Origin of the sequence: Chroococcidiopsis sp. [FACHB-1243] (assembly GCF_014696895.1) — a bacterium.
In the GTDB taxonomy this organism is placed as follows: domain Bacteria; phylum Cyanobacteriota; class Cyanobacteriia; order Cyanobacteriales; family Chroococcidiopsidaceae; genus Chroococcidiopsis.
Genome location: NZ_JACJQX010000003.1, coordinates 189,595 through 211,207 on the forward strand (window position 1 = coordinate 189,595; position 21,613 = coordinate 211,207).

At 45.0% G+C, this 21,613-nt stretch carries 20 protein-coding genes; 10 read left to right on the forward strand and 10 right to left on the reverse strand.

Going from position 1 to position 21,613, the window contains the following annotated elements:
• Positions 1-242: 242 nt before the first annotated feature.
• Entirely contained in the window at positions 243-872 is a 630-nt protein-coding gene (locus H6G17_RS03565) for a DUF1802 family protein (protein ID WP_192154200.1), read from the forward strand.
• Here the strand turns inward: H6G17_RS03565 and H6G17_RS03570 are convergent.
• Together H6G17_RS03570 and H6G17_RS03575 are read right to left on the reverse strand one after the other, a co-directional pair.
• Positions 806-1,873, reverse strand: coding sequence for a WD40 repeat domain-containing protein (locus H6G17_RS03570; protein WP_192154202.1), 1,068 nt, complete (start codon positions 1,871-1,873; stop codon positions 806-808). The two genes, H6G17_RS03565 and H6G17_RS03570, sit on opposite strands and share 67 nt — an antisense overlap.
• Before the next feature lie 197 nt (positions 1,874-2,070).
• Entirely contained in the window at positions 2,071-3,042 is a 972-nt protein-coding gene (locus tag H6G17_RS03575) for a GTP-binding protein (protein ID WP_192154204.1), read from the reverse strand.
• 155 nt (positions 3,043-3,197) lie between these two features.
• On the opposite strand from H6G17_RS03575, the gene H6G17_RS03580 reads away from it, so the two are divergent.
• Genes H6G17_RS03580 through H6G17_RS03595 form a run of 4 tightly spaced genes read left to right on the forward strand, consistent with a single transcriptional unit; the run spans position 3,198 to position 6,816 of the window.
• Positions 3,198-3,359 (forward strand): hypothetical protein, encoded by a 162-nt coding sequence (locus tag H6G17_RS03580; RefSeq protein WP_192154206.1) that lies wholly within the window; start codon positions 3,198-3,200, stop codon positions 3,357-3,359.
• Between the two features lie 17 nt (positions 3,360-3,376).
• Positions 3,377-4,825 carry an ATPase domain-containing protein gene (locus H6G17_RS03585; RefSeq protein WP_192154208.1) on the forward strand — a complete coding sequence of 483 codons (1,449 nt, stop codon included), beginning with the start codon at positions 3,377-3,379 and terminating at the stop codon, positions 4,823-4,825.
• Positions 4,818-5,189 (forward strand): response regulator, encoded by a 372-nt coding sequence (locus H6G17_RS03590; protein WP_192154210.1) that lies wholly within the window; start codon positions 4,818-4,820, stop codon positions 5,187-5,189. Before H6G17_RS03585 ends, H6G17_RS03590 begins: the two co-directional genes overlap by 8 nt.
• A gap of 31 nt (positions 5,190-5,220) precedes the next feature.
• Complete coding sequence (locus tag H6G17_RS03595; protein ID WP_192154212.1) at positions 5,221-6,816, forward strand: ATP-binding protein; 1,596 nt, start codon at positions 5,221-5,223, stop codon at positions 6,814-6,816.
• Here the strand turns inward: H6G17_RS03595 and H6G17_RS03600 are convergent.
• Positions 6,808-7,719, reverse strand: coding sequence for an alpha/beta hydrolase (locus tag H6G17_RS03600; protein ID WP_192154214.1), 912 nt, complete (start codon positions 7,717-7,719; stop codon positions 6,808-6,810). The genes H6G17_RS03595 and H6G17_RS03600 overlap by 9 nt on opposite strands.
• Positions 7,720-8,235: 516 nt before the next feature.
• Between H6G17_RS03600 and H6G17_RS03605 the strand changes: the two genes are divergently transcribed.
• Complete coding sequence (locus H6G17_RS03605) at positions 8,236-9,096, forward strand: hypothetical protein (protein WP_192154216.1); 861 nt, start codon at positions 8,236-8,238, stop codon at positions 9,094-9,096.
• On the opposite strand, the gene H6G17_RS03610 is transcribed toward H6G17_RS03605, so the two are convergent.
• On the reverse strand, positions 9,071-10,387 hold the full coding sequence (locus H6G17_RS03610) for a site-specific DNA-methyltransferase (RefSeq protein WP_192154218.1): 1,317 nt from the start codon (positions 10,385-10,387) through the stop codon (positions 9,071-9,073). The two genes, H6G17_RS03605 and H6G17_RS03610, sit on opposite strands and share 26 nt — an antisense overlap.
• Complete coding sequence (locus H6G17_RS33875; protein WP_347276402.1) at positions 10,388-10,639, reverse strand: helix-turn-helix domain-containing protein; 252 nt, start codon at positions 10,637-10,639, stop codon at positions 10,388-10,390.
• A gap of 429 nt (positions 10,640-11,068) precedes the next feature.
• Between H6G17_RS33875 and H6G17_RS03620 the strand changes: the two genes are divergently transcribed.
• The gene (locus tag H6G17_RS03620) at positions 11,069-12,175 is read left to right on the forward strand and encodes a hypothetical protein (RefSeq protein WP_192154222.1); all 1,107 of its coding nucleotides are present in this window, start codon (positions 11,069-11,071) and stop codon (positions 12,173-12,175) included.
• Positions 12,176-12,334: 159 nt separating this feature from the next.
• On the opposite strand, the gene H6G17_RS03625 is transcribed toward H6G17_RS03620, so the two are convergent.
• Entirely contained in the window at positions 12,335-14,248 is a 1,914-nt protein-coding gene (locus H6G17_RS03625; protein ID WP_192154224.1) for a transketolase C-terminal domain-containing protein, read from the reverse strand.
• A 305-nt stretch (positions 14,249-14,553) separates the two neighbouring features.
• Between H6G17_RS03625 and H6G17_RS03630 the strand changes: the two genes are divergently transcribed.
• Positions 14,554-15,321, forward strand: a complete 768-nt coding sequence (locus H6G17_RS03630; protein ID WP_192154226.1) for a DeoR/GlpR family DNA-binding transcription regulator — start codon at positions 14,554-14,556, stop codon at positions 15,319-15,321.
• 188 nt (positions 15,322-15,509) lie between these two features.
• Here the strand turns inward: H6G17_RS03630 and tkt are convergent, their stop codons facing one another.
• The 4 genes from tkt to H6G17_RS03650 all read right to left on the reverse strand — a co-directional run bounded on the left by tkt (position 15,510) and on the right by H6G17_RS03650 (position 19,620).
• Positions 15,510-17,540 carry a transketolase gene (gene tkt, locus H6G17_RS03635; RefSeq protein ID WP_192154228.1) on the reverse strand — a complete coding sequence of 677 codons (2,031 nt, stop codon included), beginning with the start codon at positions 17,538-17,540 and terminating at the stop codon, positions 15,510-15,512.
• A 187-nt stretch (positions 17,541-17,727) separates the two neighbouring features.
• The gene (gene fabF, locus H6G17_RS03640; RefSeq protein WP_192154230.1) at positions 17,728-18,978 is read right to left on the reverse strand and encodes a beta-ketoacyl-ACP synthase II; all 1,251 of its coding nucleotides are present in this window, start codon (positions 18,976-18,978) and stop codon (positions 17,728-17,730) included.
• A gap of 104 nt (positions 18,979-19,082) precedes the next feature.
• On the reverse strand, positions 19,083-19,334 hold the full coding sequence (acpP, locus tag H6G17_RS03645; protein ID WP_015153804.1) for an acyl carrier protein: 252 nt from the start codon (positions 19,332-19,334) through the stop codon (positions 19,083-19,085).
• 67 nt (positions 19,335-19,401) lie between these two features.
• Positions 19,402-19,620 (reverse strand): hypothetical protein, encoded by a 219-nt coding sequence (locus tag H6G17_RS03650; RefSeq protein ID WP_192154232.1) that lies wholly within the window; start codon positions 19,618-19,620, stop codon positions 19,402-19,404.
• Positions 19,621-19,707: 87 nt separating this feature from the next.
• On the opposite strand from H6G17_RS03650, the gene H6G17_RS03655 reads away from it, so the two are divergent.
• Both H6G17_RS03655 and dapF read left to right on the forward strand, forming a co-directional pair.
• Entirely contained in the window at positions 19,708-20,613 is a 906-nt protein-coding gene (locus H6G17_RS03655; protein WP_192154234.1) for a CoB--CoM heterodisulfide reductase iron-sulfur subunit B family protein, read from the forward strand.
• 135 nt (positions 20,614-20,748) lie between these two features.
• Entirely contained in the window at positions 20,749-21,594 is an 846-nt protein-coding gene (gene dapF / locus H6G17_RS03660; protein WP_192154236.1) for a diaminopimelate epimerase, read from the forward strand.
• Positions 21,595-21,613: the final 19 nt, after the last annotated feature.

The following is a 21,613-nucleotide window of genomic DNA, read 5'->3' on the forward strand; positions in this document are numbered from 1 at the left end:
TTGACCAAACCATTGCTAGGATGGAAATTGAGAGAAGTACTATGCTGTTGCACAACAAAAAAAAGACCGCATTAGTGAATGCGATCGCAGGTTATGAGAATACTTAATTAGACCATTGTTTCAGGAACTTATCGTCACTTAACCTAGTCAAGCTATTGTTTAGCAAATTATTCTTTGAATTGATGGCAGCAACACAATAGAAGTGGTAATTATTAGAGAGGGTAAATTGTAGAGATTCACCGATGTTACTAACCACAATCCACGCACTCAAGGAATGGGCGGTTGCTGTTAACGCGATCGAACGGGGCGAAACGATCTTACTATTGCGTAAAGGTGGTATCCGTGAAAGTGGCGGACAATTTCAAGTCGATCGCGACGAGGTTCTACTTTACCCCACTTACGAACACCAACAGCCTGAATTACTCAAGCCTGAGTATGCTGCGCAAGTGAACCCAGTAGCATCTGGTTGGCATCCAGATACAATTCGGATTGGCAGTTGGGCAAAGATTACTGATATTGTGCCAGTGTTAGACGAGACAATTGTGAATGCTTTGCTACCGTTCCATGTTTGGAACGAAAAATTTATTCGCGATCGCCTCAAATGGAAACCCCGTCAACCCGTGTATATCTTACTTTTGCGGGCTTATAAGTTACCCCGATCGCGTCAAATTTCCTATCGTGCTGAATATGGCGGTTGCAGATCGTGGATCGATTTAAATGAAGCGATCGATCTTGAGGCTGCTACACCAGTTTTAGATGATGTCACCTACGAGCAAAAAGTTTCAGAAATTCGGCAGGCGATCGACTATTTACCGCGACCAAATCCAGTTCCTCGCGAAGCTTTTGACCACAGCAACAATTCCCCTGCTTGACTCCCTGCTGCTAATTTTTGCCCTTGGGGATGCCAAGCCAGACAAGATAACCCATCAGTTGCATCGTCAATTAACTGCGCGATACGCTTGGCTTTTTGCCACAAACACAGCCAACCATCAACCGCCGCTGAAGCTAAAAGTAGACTACCAGGTTGAAAGGCGATCGCCTGCACAGTATCCGTATGTCGCTGCAATATCTTACTATCCCAGCCTAAATTTTCATCCGCTAATTTTTCCCACACGACAATTCCTTCAACGCTGGCAGAAGCTAATAATGGTGAGTCTTGCTGTGTCTTAATATTTGACCAAGCTAGATGACGAATCTTACCAGGAAAGCCCCGCATCACCCAAGGATGGGGATTACCCCACTCTAAAACTGTAATCGTCCGATCCATGTCACCAGAGGCGATGTACTTGCCATCAGTTGACCAAGCGATCGCCAGACTTGCCGATGGTATATCTATAACGTACGGATCGTCATCCCAATCTGTTGCATCCCAAACTTTTGCCCCCTGATATCCCGCGATCGCCAAATACTGTCCATCTGGATGCCAGTCTATTCCTAATACAGAAGAATTCTCAAAATTGAGAGTAACAACAATCTCCTCTGTATTTGCATCCCACACTTGGACGTAGCGCCCCAAACTAAAAGCTAGTTGGTTACTTCTGGGATTCCAAGCCAACTTATCCACCCAAGCAGGAGCATTTTCCAAAGTGGCAATTAATTGGCGATCGCGCCAGCGCCAAATCTTTACTCGTCCATCCTGTCCTCCTGTAGCCAGAAATTGCCCGTCGTGGGAGAAGGCGAGACAATCCACTGACGTACCACTATTTGTCTGTAGAGGAATGAGTGTTTCCCCATTCCACCGTGTCACCCCTCCCGCCGCATCGCTAGCAACGATTTGACCATCGCCTGACCAAGCGATCGCGGTGATGTAATCCTCCAGAGTTGTACGTGCTTGGAGTTCAAATAGTTGGTTGTTAGTTACGGGAAATTTCATAATTTAGGAGAATGGTAATAGGTAGTTGGTAGTTGTTGGTTACTCACTACTCACCCCGTGTGCGACTTGATTAATAGCCCCCTTTTTAAGGGGGTTGGGGGATCGGAGGACTGCACCATTTACGAAAAGATCCCCCCTTGCCCCCTTCAAAAGGGGGGAACAAGAGAAAGCTGCACGTTGCATAACTCCCGATTCCCTCAGATTAAACAAGCCCGAAATTCTGCTTTCAACTTGTCTGCATCTAAATTGCGACCGATGAATACTAATTCGTTTTTTCTTTCATCGTCAGATTTCCAGGGGCGATCGCGCGTACCGTCAAATAGCATGTGTACCCCTTGAAATACATAGCGGTGGTCGTCTCCATCAATGTTGAGAATCCCTTTCATCCGAAAGATATCGGGTCCCTGAGTTTGCAACAAGTAAGATAGCCAATCGTTCAACTTTTGCATATCGAGAGTCCCTGGTTCGACAATGGCAATGGAACCTACAGTTTCATCGTGTTCGTGGGCATCTTCTCCTAAAAAGTTTGGATCGATCTCTAGGGCGCGTTTGAGATCGAAGGCTTGCACGCCTAAGAGTGCATCCATACCCAATTCAGAGTTACGGGTGTGGTAAATTTTGGCGATCGCATTCATGCCACGAATTCGCCGTTCCAATTCTGCTAACTCTGCTGCTGATACTAGATCGATCTTATTGAGCAATATTACGTCGGCAAAAGCAATCTGTTCTTGGGCTTCATCTGCTTCCCAGTGCTGCCAAATGTGCTTGGCATCTACCACTGTTACGACAGCATCTAAAGATAGCTGAGTTTGCATATCTTCATCGACAAAGAATGTCTGAATCACGGGCGCAGGATCGGCTAACCCAGTGGTTTCAATTACCAAATGGTCAAATTTATCGCGCCGCCGCATTAAATTACCAATAATCCGAATTAAGTCACCGCGCACGGTACAGCAGATGCAACCATTATTCATCTCAAAGATTTCTTCATCTGCATCAATCACCAATTGGTTATCGATTCCTACTTCCCCAAACTCATTGACAATTACAGCTACTTTCTTTCCGTGTTCGTGGGTCAGAATGCGATTGAGTAGGGTTGTCTTACCCGATCCGAGATAGCCCGTCAGTACGGTAACGGGGACTACATGATTCGCTGCTGTAGTTACCATAGCTCAATTTGTTTACCTTACATAACTAGAATGATAACCATTCTTATACAATTTTACAGCCTGATAGCAATTCTCGATTGCGTGCGTGACATTTGTAGGGGCGCACAGAGAAAGCGCCCCTACAAATCGTGTGTTTTACCCAATCGAAAACCGCTATGAGGCGCACTGCAATTTGCGCCGTAATTACTGAAATGAATAGCAGCCTGCGCTACAGCGACTTAGAATTAAATTTGGGCAGGCGAGCTAAATCTCTCGAACAGATAAAATTAAAACTGAAAAAAATCGAACTAGAAAACATAGAAAATGGTGGGTACTGATTTGAAGGATTTGAGCAATGAGTGAGCGTATGTCCACGGGCATTTCAGGCTTGGACGAAGTGCTGTACGGTGGATTAATTCCAGTCCGAGCTTATCTGGTGCGAGGAGGATCGGGCGCGGGCAAGACAACACTTGGACTCAGTTTTTTGGGTAAAGGCGTTGCTAGCGGTGAAAAGCCGCTGTATATAACTTTAGGGGAATCCGCAGAGCAAATTCGCACAAATGCCGAGCGTATAGATTTTGATACCCAAGGAATTACCTTCCTCGACCTCAGCCCAACATCAGACTTTTTTAGCCAAGTCCAGACTTACGATATTTTCTCGGCGGCGGAAGTCGAACGAGAACCGATGACACAACAAATTGTAGACCAGGTGCGATCGCTGCAACCGCAGCGGGTGTTTTTAGATGCGATGACTCAATTCCGCTATTTATCTAGCGATACATTTCAGTTCCGCAAACAAGTGTTGTCGTTTTTGCGGTTTTTATTAGAGAAAGGCGCAACGGTACTATTTTCTTCTGAAGATGGCAGCTCCGCACCAGATGACGATCTACAGTTTATGAGCGACGGAGTCATCCATCTACAACAAAGCTTGGAGGGACGCAGCATTAGCGTTACCAAGTTTCGCGGCTCTGATTTTCGACCGGGCTTGCATTTTATGCGCTTGACTGACAGAGGTATGGAAGTCTTTCCTCGCCTCCAGCCTGAAGTCCATAAACAAGAATTTAAGCTAGAAGTTATTCCTTCAGGAGTACCGGACTTAGACGAATTGATGCGTGGTGGAATAGAGCGGGGAACGGTGACGCTGTTCACGGGTCCAACTGGAGTTGGCAAGACCACCATCGGACTCCAATTTATGAAAGAAGCCGCAGGACGGGGAGAGCGATCGGTTGTCTATATGTTCGAGGAACCAATTGATGTCATGCTGCATCGTTGCGAAGCCATCAATATTCCAGTTTATGCCATGATGCAGCGACAAACACTTTCTGTCATCCCGATCGAACCACTCCTCCACAGTCCCGATGAGTTTGCCAATATGGTGCAGCAGGAAGTAGAGCAGAAAAAGGCGCGGATCGTGATGATTGATAGCGTTTCTGGTTATCGAGTTTCCCTGCGCGGTCGGGATGAGGATTTAGTGACTCACTTGCACGCCCTTTGTAAGTATTTACAAAATATGGGAGTGACGGTGATTTTAGTGAATGAAACTGAAAGTATTACGGGCAACTTCCGGGCAACGGAAATAGGCATCAGCTACATGGCAGACAATATTATTTTTCTGCGTTATTTGGAGATTCAAGGCGAGATCCGCAAAGCAATTGGCGTACTAAAGAAACGGTTGTCTAGTTTTGAAAAAACGCTGCGAGAGCTAGAAATTACCCGTTATGGAATCAAAGTTGGAAAACCCCTAACTCATTTGCGCAACATCCTTAGCGGTACTCCCGAATGGATCGATAAAAACGGTGAGTGATGAAAAGCCAATTATACTGAGTGTAGATCGCAACCGTCGCAACTCAGAGCTGCTAGTTCAGTTTTTAGCGAAACAGGGATATCAAGTTCTTAGCGCGGCAAGTCAGGCAGAAATCGAGTTCGTGTTAGAAAATACCAATAAGATCGAGTTAGTGTTGTTAGATATTTCTGGGTTCGATCGCCAAATTTGGTCTTTGTGCCAACGGTTACAAGAGAAAGCCATTCCCTTCATCGCGATCGCAGCACCTCATCAAGCGGGGATGCAGCAGGCGTGTCTGGCTCGCGGCGCACTCGGCTTGTTAGTCAAACCACTGGTGGCTCGAAACCTGTTACAGTTAATTCGCAATCTGCTACAGCGAGCGTGATGAATTTACGATTAATTATTAACTATTAACTATGGGTCGGATTCTACTGCTGCTCGAACACCAAGAAAACCGTCGTCTGTTATCGGAGTGGCTAGCACCTCGTTATTCAGTCATTCTACCGGAAGCGGTAGCAAAGATAACTGAGCCAGCAGATTTAGATTCGCAACCCTTTGACCTATGTATCCTCGATGCTAGAGCATTAGATCGTTTTTGGGAATGGGTGCAAGCGAAAAGAACTGCCGAAAAACCAGTCTTTTTACCCTTTTTGCTAGTAACTGCGCGTCAGGATGTAGGATACGCGACTCGGCATTTATGGCAAAGTATCGACGACTTAATTTCCAAACCGATTGAAAAAATAGAGTTACAGGCACGGGTAGAAATTTTACTGCGATCGCGGCAACTTTCATTGCAACTCCAAACAGCAAATCAGCAACTTCAACAACAAATAGTTGCCCGTCAGCAAGCCGAGGTAGGAGAAGAACGAGCAATTGCTGCCCAGCACCAAAGCGAAATCCAGTTTCAGCGCTTAATTAACTCTAATTTAATTGGGGCGATCGCTGCTGATACCGAGGGTAATATTACAGATGCCAATGATGCCTTTTTAACAATGGTCGGTTATACCCGCGAAGACTTAGTACAAGGAAAGATCCGTTGGGATGATATGACTCCACCAGAGTATCGCGATCGCGATCGCGATTCGATCGAGCAGTTGAGAAATACAGGTGTTTGCAATGCTTTTGAGAAAGAGTATATTCGAGCTGATGGCAGTCGGGTTCCGGTGCTAATTGGAGTTACTGTTGTAGAAAACTCTCCCCGTTTAAATTGTGTTGCTTTTGTCCTCGACATTACCCAACACAAGCAAGCAGAAGCAGAAATGCGTAATGCTTTAGAAAAAGAACGCGAATTGAACGAATTGAAATCTCGGTTTGTTTCAATGGTTTCTCATGAGTTTCGCAACCCACTAAATTTGATTTCTGGTACAGCTCAACTGCTGGTTCGCAGCAATAATAAACTATCCGAGCCGAAAAAACAAGAATTGCTCCAACGTCAGCAAGCCGCAGTCAATCGGTTGATCGAACTGTTAGATGATGTACTTATGCTCGGTCGCGCCGAAGTTGGCAAATTAGAGTTTAATCCAATTGAGCTAGAATTAGAAGCATTTTGCCGTCAGTTGGTAGCAGAAATGCAGCTGACAGCTAAAGAAGCACACGCGATCGCACTTGTATCTCCAGGCGAACGTTTCATCACCAAAGCGGATAAAAAGCTTTTACAGCAAATATTGACCAATTTACTCTCAAATGCAATTAAATATTCACCCCAAGGTGGTAACATCACGCTTGAATTTACTTGTCCAGAAAACGAGGCGATTTTTCGTGTCAAAGACGAAGGGATTGGAATTCCTCCCAAGGATTTACAAAGGCTGTTTGAATCGTTTCATCGCGCCAGTAATGTCGGTGGTATTCCTGGGACTGGATTAGGGCTAGCAGTCGTTAAGCAAGCGGTAGAATTGCATCAAGGCGCGATCGCGGTTGAAAGTGAAGAGGGTGTTGGTACTACATTTACAGTCACTCTGCCGATGAATCAATCGGATCGGCACTCAGAAAGCAGAGAGCAGGCACTAGAGTAGAAACGGTAAAACGATCTCTGCTAGTTCGGTGGCATACTCCTCATACAGTCCCAAAGAACCTGGTAACGTCTTTGTTTGGACTCCTGGTAAAGTTGTCAAAGCTGCCATTTCTGCCCGCGATTTGGGTGGCGACTGTTCCCCGATCGCAACTAACACGGGTATAGAGAGAGATTGAAACCAATTGAGAAAATCTTGACGCTGTTGCACTGGATCTAAATTACCAGTTACAAAGGCAGCTGGAGCAAATCGCGCCCCTGGTTGCTGAGTAATTTCCCATTTTTGTTGAATAAACTCGTCTGTCAGCTTTGTCTTGTCTGTATAGACATGACTACCGTACATATAGCGTAAAAAGCCAGGTGTGGTATTCATCTTATACAAAGCCTGACCGAGAACGGGCGATCGCACGGCTTGTCTAACCGTCCCAGCGACTTGTTTGTTGACACCCATTGTGGTTAAGGGACCTCGCCAAGTTGGTGCGACTAAGACAATTTTAGAAAAAGCTTGCGGTTGAGTAGCTGCAAGTTGCATGGCGTAACCAGCAGCATGACCAGCAGCGATAACAATAATCGGAGTTTGAAACGTGCTATTAACAAAATCTTTCAATAACTGCTGATATAACTCAGGGCGATAGTCGAGGGGAAGACGAGATGACGCGCCAAAACCCAGCCAATCGATCGCTACAGCTTGGAAATGCACGGACAACAACTTTGCCAATTGCGCCATTTCTCCCCTAGTAGAAACCGTGCTAAAAGCAGGTAAGAGTAAAACGGGCGTTCCTTGTCCTAAAGTTTCGTATACCATCTTTAAGGGTTGTCCTTGCCAAGACCAAGGAAATTCGCGCACTTCTCCACCCATAACGCTAGCTAGCTGTGTGGAGGCTAGATCGGTTGAGGCAATAGCCATAAGACAGAATATTAAAAATGATTTTCAACACCTCTATTTTATCGGGAGTCGGGAGTCGGGAATAAGAGGCGATCGCGTTTTCATATTTCAGCAAATTTTTTGAACGCAAGAACTTGTAAAAGCGGGTTCAATTAAAACACTATTCATACAGAAAAATTCCGGTTAAGATTCGCCGGGATGTTATACGGAAAGATTCTGTATAACACCAAGGGATATAGGGAAAAATTCTAGATAATCCTCCCATGAAGGGTAGTTATACCGAAAAATTAAGTACAATCCCCGACTAGGGATGTAAAAAAGAAATTTTCCACATATTCAGACGAGAGATAGCTGTAATACTCGATCTGTCTCGATCTAAAAAAAGATCGTACGGAAACTTTCCGTATAATAAACAGTTAAATGCCTATACCTTGGTGAGGAGAGCAGCCCCCAAGTCTCCTTTCTAGTTCCTTTAGCTCTTGCAAAATAAAGTTATATTCTGGGGCAATATAGAAGCGAAAGTTATGGAGTTGCCCCTTGACCTCATTCAGCGACTATAAAACCAGAGCCTCTCAGTACATTACTTTCATTGATTCAGAGTTTTATCCAGATTACCTTGATGAAGCAAGAATTATTTATGGCAGTGTTATAGAGCAGTTTGCCGAATTAGCTGACACAGCTAACAGTTCTGCTGAATTGCTTTCAAACATTGCAGAAAAACCCAACCCATCTCGAACTCAGTTGCTACGAGTTTTTCGTAAGTACGTATCACCTGATACTTCTGTTGAGATGTTGAAGGTCAAGAAGAAAATTCCAAGCATCATCGACGATTACGGACATAGATTTAGAGATATAGAGGAAGTTAGATCAAACTTAGCAAGTCGCCCAAATCCTGATGAAGCTCTCATGGCTATTCTAATGGAGTACAAAAGTCGTGGGCAAAAGGGATATGAGCTAACAGAAGCATTCTTTTTGTGGTTTGAGTCCAATTTTGGTTCAGAATATTTGATTCGAGGTCCAGTACGTGCTGGAAGAGATGTAATGCTCGATGAGGTATTGAAAGATTGGGATGCAAAAACGCCAGCAGATATTCTCATTTCTCGTAATGACGAAACGCCACTGGTGATAGGTTTTGCCCGATACGATTCGGATCGAGGAGGATCGCAAGAGGACGATCGCACAGGTGGAAACAGAGATAAAGTAACCGATATTCTTCGATATGCCGACACGTATGAATTACCATTAAAAGTATTTTTTCTAAACGATGGTCCAGGACTTACACTTGGCTCCATGTGGAATGACTATGCTGCTCTAGAGAACTATGGTAGAGGCAGAGTAATGGTATGCACTCTAAAGATGCTGGACGAGAGATTCACCAAAGATTGGCTTGAAAGTTGAGTTTACTATGCCACTCGCTGACTGAAACTTCTGGAATATGCTGTAGATCTGGTGCGATCTCAAAATATACATCGATCCCACTACGCAATACTCTATTAGTGTCTAATAGGAATTCTTGTTTTATCTGAGTTTCATCAGAATTAACAAAATCACCCATTGCCTCAGTACCTCTAGCTAAGCGATGAATTGTCGTTTCTATTGCAAGTGGAGAATTATCTATCGCTATCCATTGCCTTCCTAGTTCTTCTGCAACAGCAATCGTTGTACCACTACCAGAAAATGCATCTAGCACTAAATCATCCTTATTGGAAGAGGCAAGGATAATACGCCTTAGCATTTCTAAGTTTTTTTCAGTTGGATAACCTGTGATCTTAATATTTTGATTATGAGCATCTTTAAAGTCAAGCCAAATATCTTGCACTGGAATTCCCTTGCTGCTATCAAGATAAACTTTCCGTCTAGGATTACCTGTTGGCGACCAATAGATCTCACCTCTTGTGTCCATTTCATCTAGAGTTTCGGGCGTATACTGCCAATGCTTACCACGAGGGGGGAGCATTCCTCGCCAAGGTTGACCAGTAGCACCATTTCTTGTTCCAGGTGCATGAATGGGAACCTTTTTGTAACGTCTTCCAGTTTCCTCTTCTACATACTGATATTCCTTTTTAGCCGTAGTATCTGTCCAAGCTTCAAATGCTTGATTCCAAACATAGTTCTCACTTTTTGTGTAGAACAAAATGTAATCCGATATATTCCCATATTGTTTACGAGTATAGTTCTTGGGATTACACTTCTTTCTCGTAATCCAATTCCGAAAGTTTTTAGAGCCAAAGATCTCATCCATCAAAATTTTGATAGGAAAAGCCATGTTATCATCTAGATGGATATAGATTGAACCATCATTAGCTAATAACTCTCTAAGTAAAATTAGCCTATGGCGGAGAAACTCTAGATAATCAGCTCCATCAATTAGATCGTGATATGCATGGCTTTGTTTTCTAGATTCAAAACCAGAACCTGTAGCATATGGTGGATCTATGTAAATTAATTTAATTTTTCCCGCAACATTAGTATCATTCAATAAATTCCTGAGAACCCTTAGATTCTCACCGTAAACTAGTCGATTTCTAGGGTGTTTCTCCACGCTAATAACGCAATTTAACTTTGCTGGAGAGACATTCAAAATCTCCTCAACTGATAACTTTCCTTCATATTCCAGCCTGAAAGGTATTCCGCTTCCATTCCTTGAAGTACCGTTACGCTTGAGTTTGCTTGGTATACCTGTAGCCATCTAAGTGTCCGATTCTTCCTGATAATTTTGACTTTGACTTTCGAGAAATTCGTCGAAATCCTGCTTGCGAACTCTCAAGATTTTTGGTCCTACTTTCGTAGCTTGTAATCGATTAGATGAAATCCACCGTTGCACAGTTCTCTGATGCACTCGAAGAATCTCTGCTATTTCGCTAGTGGTTAAAAACCGTTCGTTGTTTCCACTGCTGTCTTGCTCTTGTCGCTTTTGTCGCATAAGTCGTATTTGTCGCATTATACTCTGGAAGTGCTTGTGTCACAACTGTCGCATTTGTCGCTCTAAAACAAGGATACTTGCAATATGTAAAGTTGCACTACACTCACACGGCATCTAACAACCCCAATGCACCCTAACGATGAGAGGTTGCCTATGGGCGCTCAAGGTTGTCTGCCGCCGCTCAGCTAAGCCGTTAGACCGCGCCAACCACTGTGAGAGTATGAGTTTTGAGCGAACTTGAGCGATCGCTATGACAAAAAAGTGAATTCTGTATAGTAAAGCAGATCGGCAAGTGAATCGATAGTTAACGCAATATAAACTCTCCACGATTTGGCAGGGCGATCGCTTACAATTGCTGTGTCAATCGGCACATCATCGATCGCATTTCAAACTCAGCTTAGTCTATTGATTTTGTCTCCTCAATTTAGTTCTAGAGGAACTAAAACTATGAAAAGACTGCTTGCCCTGCTGCTGTCTAGTTCGGTACTCGCTTCAGTGCTGCTAGAAATCTCACCTCGTGTCCTAGCTCAATTGTCCACCTCCACTCCAACGACTCTTGAAGCCGTCCATCCTAACGGCACGAGCTTACAAATCGCAGACGTAAGATTTACCAAAACCAACATCTCGCTGAATATCACTGCGGTCAATCGTAGCTCCCGTAAAATTCAACTCAATAGCACTAAAGGGATGGTTTTAATCGATAATTTGGGCAATCGATACTTTATGGAACCCCCACAAACAAATCGATATTTAGCGATGAATCCTGGTAAAACCTCCCAAGGTTGGCTGACCTTTCGGGGTGGACTTGCACCTCAAGCAACCTCCCTCATGTTAGTCACAAATAGTCGCAGGGGGTTAAAGACCGATCCTGAAACTCAGTATCCGCTCCTGACCCTGCAAATTCCCATCAAACAGACCGTTACTCGCGGACAAATTGCGCCATCTCAACCGAGACGTTCTGCGAATGCTGGATGGGTGACTCCGCCGTCCTATACCATTCACGGACGCAAAATTCAGCATCCTACGGGTAATTTTGATATTCGATTACAAAATGGGGCGCGGCTGCACGTCAGGTCGCCCAACGTTAGCTCCTCTAACACCCATTCAATTCGGACAAATCGAATTAGCACTGCATCAGCGACTGCTCCGGTGAGAACCGAACCGGAGGCTCTGTCCTACTCGGAGCAGGGCTTAAAAGTTCAACATCCCAACGGAACAGTATTACAAGTGATGGGAGTTCGCTTTGCAGCCGATCGCATCATCGTGAATGTAGCTGTCATCAATCGATCGCCTAAAACAATTAAACTCAACACGAATCCTCAAAATTTGATTCTGATTGACAATTTAGGCAATCAGTATGATGTTATTCCCGCGATCGACAATCCCAGAGTAGAAGTGCCTGCCTACAGTACATTTAACGGTGACTTGACCTTCGCCACTCACTTAGATCCAAGCGCGACTTCACTCACCCTGATTACAAATCAACAATTTCATGGTCTACAAAGAGGTACAACTTCACCTCGATTCGTCGTCGCGTTGCCACTCAATCGATGAGAAGATTCAGGCTATTATCTGCCGCCCCTTACTTTCGCCATTATGCTATTAAACAACACAATTGAAGAAATTTTGATTCATGCCACCTAATATTACTTATCAGGTGGCATAGCCATGAATCAAGCAATAGAATATGAGTTATTTCGGCAATATCAAGGATTAGCCAATTAACTTTTTGACCTGATTCATAATTCCTGCTGGGTCAATTCCCTGATGTGGGTATTGTTCCCACAAACCGCCACAACCTTCATGGTAAGTACCAAGGTGAGCGTATTTCGGAGTATAGCCGCGCTCTAACAACCAGGAACCGAAACGGCTACCCAAGCCAGTGCGACGGTTAAAGGCTTCCGCAACGACTACAAAAGAAGTTTTACCAATTTTTGCCATTGTCTCTTCATCGACAACATTCAGCGTAGCTTTATTAATTAAACCCACATCCAACCCTTCCTGCTTCAGACGCTCTACGGCATCGAGAGAACGGTACACTGCATCGCCAAAGCTGACGATGTAACCCGCAGTCCCTTCCCGCACCACTTCATCCTTACCAGGGACGAATTTGTAGTTACCACCAAACAAGTCACTGCCGTTACCGTCGAGAATGTTTGGTACTTTGGAACGAGTGGAGAAGATAAAACGCAAACCAGGATCGGCAAATACAGCATTCACGCAGGCTTTCATCTGGTTGGCATCAGCGGGGAAGTACAGCCGCGTTTCGTAACCATCATCCAAGCCATTGTCGGCAAACATGTTGTTGATTCCGAAATGGCAGGTATTATCTGCTATGTCATCAACACCTGCATGGGAAAAATGACAAAGGACATTGGAATAATTCAGCCGCGCCATCGTAATTTCAGAAATGCACATTTCTAGGAAGGCGCTGAAGGTAGCAAAAACTCCTTGCTTACCTTTTTCCATGCCAAATCCAGCCGCAGCCGAGAAGTTACCGCGCTCCATAATCCCAGAAGGAATGAAGATTTCGGGGTAAGCATCGTGAATTTTCTTCAGACCGCAGGAGCCTTCTAGGTCGCTATCGATGACCATGACTTTTTCCTTGCGTTCCGTCTCGCTCATCCGACCGAGAACTTCTACCATGGCTTCGCCAAATACGTTGCGGTTAGCGCCTAATTTGTCGCCAGAACCGAGGAAAGTGTAACTATCTTTGGGTTTTTGGATGCTCTTGATATGTTCGACAGCCGCCGCTTGTCCGCGAGATTCGAGATATTTCAGTGCCAAGTCTACCGAAATCACGTCATGACCGTGGGTAGAGCCTTCTAAGCCTTCAATTCCAGGACACATGGGACGCTTGTTAATCACCGCGATCGCGCCTGGTGTAGTTACAGCTTCGCATAGGCGACGATACAAATCATCAATATCTTCACCATCTCCCTCAAGTACTTTCAACCCATGACCTTGTAGGGTTTTGGCAACGCTAAAACCAGGCAAATATTTAGAAGGATGTCCGGCGATCGTTACGTCGTTATCGTCGATAATTAGCTTCACGTTGAGGTGTTGGGCGATCGCTAACCGTGCTGCTTCCGCGTCATTGCCTTCTTGCTGCGAACCGTCCGAACCCAAGCAAAATACTGCTTTGCCAGGATTTGCCATTGCCACACCGTTGACATAGGGCCACATATGTCCCAGCCGTCCCGAACTAAACTGTACGCCAGGAGTTAGTCCTAGTTCGGGGTGTCCAGGTAGTTTAGAATTTGCTTCGCGATATTTCAGCAGTTGTTCGGCTGGTAATTCACCGCGTAAGGCTGCCATTAAATATTGAGTGCCGACTCGATGTCCCGCTTCATCGAAGAAAATTGGTACGAATTGATCTGGCGCTCCCCGAAAGAAAGCATCGAGAATCATCACTTCTGGTACTGTGTCGTAAGGTCCACCTGTATGTCCGCCAACTCCTTTCGCAGCTCCAGTTGCCGTAAATAAAACGATCGCATCGCGACAAAGTTGAATATTTGCTTTTAAAGTTTCTCGCTGTTCATTTGTGAGGACGGGGTTGCTTGGATCGAGTTTCAGAGGTTTGTATGCACCGAGATCGATGGGGAATTTAGTAGCGGTGATAGTCATGGCTAGTATTTTAGTGAGGAACTATTACGGACGGGTCTAATCGCACGAGAAAGTTGTCAGCAAGATTGCAATTCGATCGCTACAAACAGCAAAGCAGTCTGTGGGGATCGAGTCAATCGCTCGTGGCTACAAAAGCGCGGTCAAGCGCGATACACTCAAACGTGCATAAGTATGCTTGAATTATGCTTGAATTCAGTAATAAGCACTTACTAACATGCAAAAACCTGCATGTTTATGAGTTTATACTTATAAGGGTGCAATTTCAAGATCGAAAACGCAACTTCAGGCAAATAAATTAAACGAACATGCTAACCGCAGAGAGACGGCAATACATCTTAGATATCTTGCGCCGCGATCAAAAGGTGCTGTCATCGGAACTCAGTACGGCGTTGAATGTTTCTGAGGATACGATTCGTCGAGATTTGCGGGAATTGGCAGAGTCGGGTTTGTTGCAACGGGTGCATGGTGGGGCGCTTTTGGCTTCACCCGCGATCGCATCTTATGCCGATCGCCAAAAACAAGCACCGAAAGAAAAAGAGGCGATCGCCCGTGCTGCGGCAAAATTAGTTTGTCCTGGGCAAGTAGTAATTTTAGATGGGGGTACGACGACGCTTCAGGTAGCTTGTCATTTACCGCTAGATTTACAAGCAACAGTCGTCACAAATAGCCCGCCAATCGCGGTTGCGTTGGCAGATCATCCCTATATTGAAGTCGTGATGTTAGGCGGACAGCTTTATAAAAAAGCCATAGTTAATGTTGGTGCGGCTACTATTGAGGCGTTACGGATGATTCGTGCCGATTTGTGCATGTTGGGAGTGTGCAGCCTGCATCCAGAAATTGGGATTAGCGTGACGAATTTGAATGAAGCTCATGTCAAACGAGCGATGATTGCGGGAGCGGCAGAGGTGGTAGGATTGGCAACGGCTGCGAAGTTGGATACGGCTGCATCCTATGTAGTTGAATCAATTCACGCTTTGACTTATCTGGTAACTGCGCCGACAGTATCGGATCGGGTGTTGGCTGCTTATAAAGATTTGGGGTTGGCGATCGTGCGTGAGGAGGATGGGAACTGATTTGTGTCGCGCAAAGGCGCACCAGCCGCAGGCGAAGCAAAGCGTTAGACGCGAAGAAGGGCGCTAAAGAGATCTTGGCTGCGATCGCTATTTCTTTTTATCTGCGTTCATCTGCGTTCCCATCTTTTACCAAGCAAGAAAAAAGGGGTTCGCACCGGAACCCCTACAAATGTTATGTACTAGTGACGTTAACCTAACAAAGATTTAGCTTTTGCCAATACGTTATCGACGGTGAAGCCAAATCTCTCCATGCAAACATTGCCAGGAGCAGAAGAACCGTATTGGTCGATGCCGATCGCAATTCCTTCGGAACCAACATAACGACACCAGCCAAAAGTCACGGCTGCTTCTACAGAAACCCGCTTTTTCACGGCTTTGGGTAGCACGGATTCTTTGTATTCTGGAGTCTGTTCTTCAAAAATTTCCCAGCAAGGCATGGAAACGACTCGCACTTTTTTGCCTTCACCGCGCAGTTGCTCGGCTGCTTTAACGCAAAGTTGAGTTTCGCTACCCGTGCCGATTAAGATGATATCGGGTGTACCATCACTATCGGATATGATATAAGCGCCTTTGGTTACGCCTTCAATCGAGCTACCGGCTAGGTTGGGTAAGGCTTGGCGAGTTAAGGCGAGTACGGAAGGACGTACTTTGCTATCGGGTCTTTTGCCTTTGGCTGCTTCGATCGCGACTTTATAAGCTCCCGAAGTTTCGTTCCCGTCAGCCGGACGAAGCACGTACAGATCGGGTATGACTCGCAAAGCTGCCATGTGTTCCACTGGTTGGTGGGTGGGACCATCTTCACCTAGCGCGATCGAGTCGTGAGTCATGACGTAGATTACGCCTGCTTCCGAAAGTGCCGAAAGCCGAATCGCCGCCCGCATATAGTCTGTGAAGACTAGGAATGTAGCGCAGTAGGGAATTAGCCCCGATCCATCTAGGGCAAGACCGTTACAAATAGAACCCATACCGTGTTCGCGCACGCCAAAACGAATGTAGCGATTTTGGTATTGTCCTTTTTGGAAGTCGCCTGAATTTTTGAGTTGGGTGTTGTTAGAAGGAGCTAAGTCAGCCGAACCACCGATTAACTCTGGCAATACTTCGGCGATCGCATTCAAGCAATTACCGGAGTGAACGCGGGTAGCGATCGCTTTATCTTCTGGCTTGTAGGTGGGCAGAACTGAATCCCAGTTTGGAGGTAGTTCGGCTTCGTGCATCCGTTCTAGGGTGCGAGCTTCGTCAGCATATTGCTGTTTGTAGCGATCGAACATTTGGTTCCACTCTTGTTCGAGTTTTGCACCGCGATCGATCGCTTTACGCCAGTGATTAAGTGCATCTTCTGGCACTTCAAACGGCGGATGGTTCCAACCTAAATGTTCGCGGGTGGCTTTGACTTCATCTTCGCCTAAAGCTTCGCCGTGAGCGTGGCGAGTATCGGCTTTCTTGGGCGATCCGTAACCGATGGTTGTCCGCACTTTAATCAGAGAAGGCTTATCGGTGACAGCTTTTGCTGCTTCTATGGCTTTTTGAATGCCATCTAGATCTGTGTTACCGTCTTCTACTACCTGGACGTGCCAATTATAAGCCTCAAACCGTTTCCCAACATCTTCTGTAAACGCTAGGTCGGTAGAACCGTCAATCGAAATATGGTTGTCGTCATATAAAGCAATTAGCTTACCCAGTCCCAAGTGTCCGGCTAAAGAACAAGCTTCGCCAGAAACACCTTCCATGTTGCAACCGTCGCCTAAGATGACGTAGGTGTAGTGGTCGATGATGGGAAAATCGGGTTTGTTGAATGTGGCTGCGAGGTGAGCCTCAGCCATCGCAATTCCCACACCATTCGCGATTCCCTGTCCCAATGGACCAGTGGTAATTTCTACCCCTGGATTCATAAAGTTTTCTGGATGACCTGGGGTTTTCGATTCCCATTGACGGAACTGCTTGAGGTCATCTAAAGTTAAATCTTCATATCCAGTTAAATAGAGCAGGGCATACAGCAACATACTGCCATGTCCCGCCGACAGCAAAAAGCGATCGCGATTCAACCACGCCGGATTTTTAGGATTAAACCGCATGAAGCGATCCCAAAGCACGAATGCCATCGGAGCAGCACCCATCGGCAGCCCAGGATGACCCGACTTTGCCTTTTCTACGGCATCAATTGCCAGAAAGCGGATTGAGTTAATACAAAGTTCTTCAAGGGATTGGGTTGCAACAGCCATAATTTCTAGTTTGTTAACGACAGTTCAGCTCGCAGTTGCGGCTCAATACATAAGGTGCTAAACGGTTGGCATCGCCCTCAGCACGCATAAGCGATCGTCCCATACTTCGAGATCGCCATGCAAGTTTTTTGAGGGAGCAGTGTAGAGACGTTTCATGTAACGTCTCTACAAAATAACCACTATTTCCTTAGACATATTTTTTAAATGCCAGGGTAACGTTGTGTCCGCCGAAGCCAAAGGAGTTGGATAGGGCAACGTTGACGGTGTGAGCGCGACTTTGATTTGGGATGTAATCTAAATCGCATTCTGGATCGGGGTTTTCCAAATTGATTGTAGGCGGAACCCGATCGTGGACGATCGCCATGACTGTCGCAACTGCTTCAATTCCTCCCGAACCGCCGAGTAAATGACCCGTCATTGACTTGGTGGAACTGATGGCAACTTTATAAGCTGCTTCACCCAAGGCTGTTTTAATTGCCGCTGTTTCGCTCGGATCGTTGACTGGGGTACTCGTACCGTGAGCGTTGATGTAGTTTACTTGCTCTGGCTTAATTCCACCATCTTTGAGACACAGAGCGATCGCCCTGGCTGCGCCTTCTCCTTGAGGGGCAATTCCTGTCATGTGGAATGCGTCGCAAGTCATGCCATAGCCGACAATTTCCGCATAAATTTTGGCTTTCCGACTCAGGGCATGTCCTAATTCTTCCAGCAATAAAATTCCCGACCCTTCTCCCATCACAAAACCATCGCGATCGCGATCGAACGGACGACTGGCGTGGGTTGGATCGTCGTTGCGGAAAGATAGCGCCCGCATCGAGGCAAATCCCGCTACCGATAGGGGTGTAACAGCGGCTTCCGTACCACCACAAATCATCGCTTGGGCGTATCCGTGCTGGATCAGTCGAAATGCCTCGCCAATTGCGTTAGAACCCGCAGCACAAGCTGTTACAGGACAGGAGTTCGGTCCTTTTGCACCGACGTGAATTGCCGTTAACCCCGCCGCCATATTCGCGATCATCATGGGAACCATGAAAGGGCTACAGCGATCGGGTCCGCGATTGAGATAAATGGTTTGCTGTTCTTCTAAAACTTTAATCCCACCAATCCCCGTACCGAGCATGACACCGACTTGTTCCGCATTTAACTCGTTAATCGTAAACTGGGCATCGGCGATCGCCTGTAAACTTGCAGCAACGCCAAATTGTGCAAAACGATCCATTCGTTTCGCATCTTTGCCATCCATGTATTGCTGCGGGTCGAAACCTTTCACCTCTCCGGCAATCCGGCATCTATGCTGTGATGGATCGAATAATGTAATCGAACCAATACCATTGCGACCGCTTTGCAATCCTTCCCAGAATTCAACTGGATTATTGCCAATTGGCGTAATCGCGCCAACACCAGTCACCACAACCCGTTTTTTTTCCAAATCTGTCATAGCTCAATTCTCAGCCAGCTTCTTCACCCGTGAACTATTTGTCATTCGTCATTTGTCATTGCTGGCGAACAAAGGACAAATGACAAAGGACAAGTGACTAACACTTACGCGGATGTAGCAACTTTATTGTTGATGTAGTCCACAGCTTCTTGCACCGTGGTGATCTGTTCGGCTGCTTCATCAGGAATTTCAATATCAAATTCTTCTTCTAGAGCCATTACCAGCTCTACTGTGTCCAGAGAATCGGCATTGAGATCGTTGGCAAAATGAGCCGAGGGCGTGACCTTACTGGCTTCAACGCTTAGTTGCTCGGTGACGATTTTCTTTACTTTTTCAAAAATTTCCGTTTCGCTCATACGATGACTGTCCTTAACCAGTTGCTAGACCTTGAACTTAGGTAAAATGCTTTTGAGCATATTCATCTTATCGAAAAGCGCGATCGTATATCTCTCCAGATGGTCTATTTTCTTTTTGTCCTTCAATTAGGGGTGAGGGGTGAGGGGTGAGGGGTGAGAGAGAAAGGCAGGTGAGATCTCTATTTTCAGGTTTTAGAGCTAAATAATTTTTGGAAAGATTACGGCTTTGGTCTGTTCCTAATACGAACAGGCTATACAGGTTAACGTAGAAATCTGGTGGAAACACTAGTAATCACCTGCGACTATCAAAGCGTTAGCTTAGAGTTATATTCTTCTTAACCCTGACTCCTAAACCCTATTGACTATATTTACCATGTCATCTACAGCTTTAAAATACGCATATTACCCTGGTTGTGTCGCTCAAGGTGCTTGTCGGGAATTGCACCTATCGACTCAAGCGCTAACTCAAGCTTTAGGAATTGAACTGATAGAGCTAAAAAAAGCCGCTTGCTGCGGTTCTGGTACGTTTAAAGAAGATTCGCAATTGCTAGAAGATACTGTTAATGCCAGGAATATTGCTTTAGCAGAAGAATTAAACTTACCTCTTTTAACTCATTGCAGCACTTGTCAGGGTGTCATCGCTCACGTTGACGATCGCCTTAAAGAATCTCAACAAAACGATCCAGCTTATCTAAATAAAGTTAACGGTTTTCTACAAAAAGAAGGCTGTTCACCCTATCGTGGCAGTACGGAAGTCAAGCATTTACTTTACGCGCTGGTAACAGATTACGGTTTTGAGGCAATTCAGCAAAAAGTCACCAAGTCTTTGAGTGGTTTAAAATGTGCTGCTTTCTATGGCTGTTACCTGCTGCGCGCTCGTAAAACTATGCCCTACGACGATCCATTTAATCCTCAAGCAATGGAAAATATGTTTGAAGCAGTGGGAGCAACACCAGTATATTATCGCGGACGTACGCAATGTTGCGGTTGGCCTCTTTCCAGTTACGCCACTGAGCAATCGTTTAAGATGGCAGGGATGCACATTCAAGATGCGATCGCCTCTGGTGCAGATTGTATGGTGACACCTTGTCCTTTGTGTCATTTAAATCTCGATTCTCGTCAACCAGAAGTTGAGAAAGTTATCGGCAGAAAACTCGGTTTGCCAGTCTTACATTTTCCCCAATTAATTGCTTTGGCGTTAGGAGTTGCACCGAAACAATTAGGATTAGAACGACATATTGTTTCTACCCGTCCGGTGTTGGAAAAATTGGGATTGTGATCTTTAAATAAAAGAGGGCGGGTTTGGTTACTATGTTTTGTTGTCACAAAATATTTTCGATCGACCCGCCCATACAAATATCTAAACGCACTCGCATATTTTAACTTTTCACTTTTGAAATTTGTTTTTTTATCAATGTCAATTGATTTTTATAAATATCATGCTTTAGGTAACGATTACATTGTTATCGATCCAAATATGTCTAATTTTAACCTCAATGAGATAGCGATTAAACTAATTTGCGATCGTAATTTTGGTATTGGTTCCGATGGGATCTTGTATGGATCTATTTTTACAGAAGAAAAGATAGCACTGAGAATTTTTAATCCTGATGGTAGCGAAGCTGAAAAAAGTGGTAATGGGATTCGGATTTTTTCAAAATATTTAGTTGACGCGCAATATATTAAGACAAATAAATTTGGTTTAACAACTTTAGGTGGTGAAGTTGCTGTAGAAATTTTGAACCCAGAAGCAACACTGATAAAAGTTGATATGGGAACTGTGACTTTTCAAAGCGACTTAATTCCTGTAACTGGTTTGCTCCGGCAAATGGTTGATACTGAATTGCACTTAGATAGCTTATCTTTAATGGTAACTTGTCTGTCTATTGGTAATCCTCACTGCGTCATTCCTGTAGCACAAGTTTCGCAGAAACTTGCTACTACTTTGGGAACTCAAATTGAAAATCATCCAATTTTTCCCAAGCGCATAAATGTACAATTTTTGCAAGTCCTCAATCGCCAAAATATTAAAATTGAAATTTGGGAACGCGGGGCTGGCTATACTTTAGCTTCTGGTAGTAGTAGTTGTGCGGCTGCAAGTGCTGCTTATAAATTAGGATTAGTCGATGATAAAGTTAAAGTACATATGCCAGGAGGAGAAATTGAAGTTGAAATAGAAGGCGATCGCGTTTTTATGACTGGTAGTGTATCGGCTGTAGCTAAAGGTGAATTTGCCGAAGATTTTCTGAGATCTTTTTAGTGAACTTTTGTTTAAGTTG

Excerpts from the sequence above, each read along its gene's own strand:
- H6G17_RS03565 (WP_192154200.1), top strand. The coding sequence starts at position 243 with ATGTTACTAACCACAATCCACGCACTCAAGGAATGGGCGGTTGCTGTT.
- H6G17_RS03570 (WP_192154202.1), bottom strand. The coding sequence starts at position 1,873 with ATGAAATTTCCCGTAACTAACAACCAACTATTTGAACTCCAAGCACGT.
- H6G17_RS03575 (WP_192154204.1), bottom strand. The coding sequence starts at position 3,042 with ATGGTAACTACAGCAGCGAATCATGTAGTCCCCGTTACCGTACTGACG.
- H6G17_RS03580 (WP_192154206.1), top strand. The coding sequence starts at position 3,198 with ATGAGGCGCACTGCAATTTGCGCCGTAATTACTGAAATGAATAGCAGC.
- H6G17_RS03585 (WP_192154208.1), top strand. The coding sequence starts at position 3,377 with ATGAGTGAGCGTATGTCCACGGGCATTTCAGGCTTGGACGAAGTGCTG.
- H6G17_RS03595 (WP_192154212.1), top strand. The coding sequence starts at position 5,221 with ATGGGTCGGATTCTACTGCTGCTCGAACACCAAGAAAACCGTCGTCTG.
- H6G17_RS03600 (WP_192154214.1), bottom strand. The coding sequence starts at position 7,719 with ATGGCTATTGCCTCAACCGATCTAGCCTCCACACAGCTAGCTAGCGTT.
- H6G17_RS03610 (WP_192154218.1), bottom strand. The coding sequence starts at position 10,387 with ATGGCTACAGGTATACCAAGCAAACTCAAGCGTAACGGTACTTCAAGG.
- H6G17_RS33875 (WP_347276402.1), bottom strand. The coding sequence starts at position 10,639 with ATGCGACAAATACGACTTATGCGACAAAAGCGACAAGAGCAAGACAGC.
- H6G17_RS03620 (WP_192154222.1), top strand. The coding sequence starts at position 11,069 with ATGAAAAGACTGCTTGCCCTGCTGCTGTCTAGTTCGGTACTCGCTTCA.
- H6G17_RS03625 (WP_192154224.1), bottom strand. The coding sequence starts at position 14,248 with ATGACTATCACCGCTACTAAATTCCCCATCGATCTCGGTGCATACAAA.
- H6G17_RS03630 (WP_192154226.1), top strand. The coding sequence starts at position 14,554 with ATGCTAACCGCAGAGAGACGGCAATACATCTTAGATATCTTGCGCCGC.
- tkt (WP_192154228.1), bottom strand. The coding sequence starts at position 17,540 with ATGGCTGTTGCAACCCAATCCCTTGAAGAACTTTGTATTAACTCAATC.
- fabF (WP_192154230.1), bottom strand. The coding sequence starts at position 18,978 with ATGACAGATTTGGAAAAAAAACGGGTTGTGGTGACTGGTGTTGGCGCG.
- acpP (WP_015153804.1), bottom strand. The coding sequence starts at position 19,334 with ATGAGCGAAACGGAAATTTTTGAAAAAGTAAAGAAAATCGTCACCGAG.
- H6G17_RS03655 (WP_192154234.1), top strand. The coding sequence starts at position 19,708 with ATGTCATCTACAGCTTTAAAATACGCATATTACCCTGGTTGTGTCGCT.
- dapF (WP_192154236.1), top strand. The coding sequence starts at position 20,749 with ATGTCAATTGATTTTTATAAATATCATGCTTTAGGTAACGATTACATT.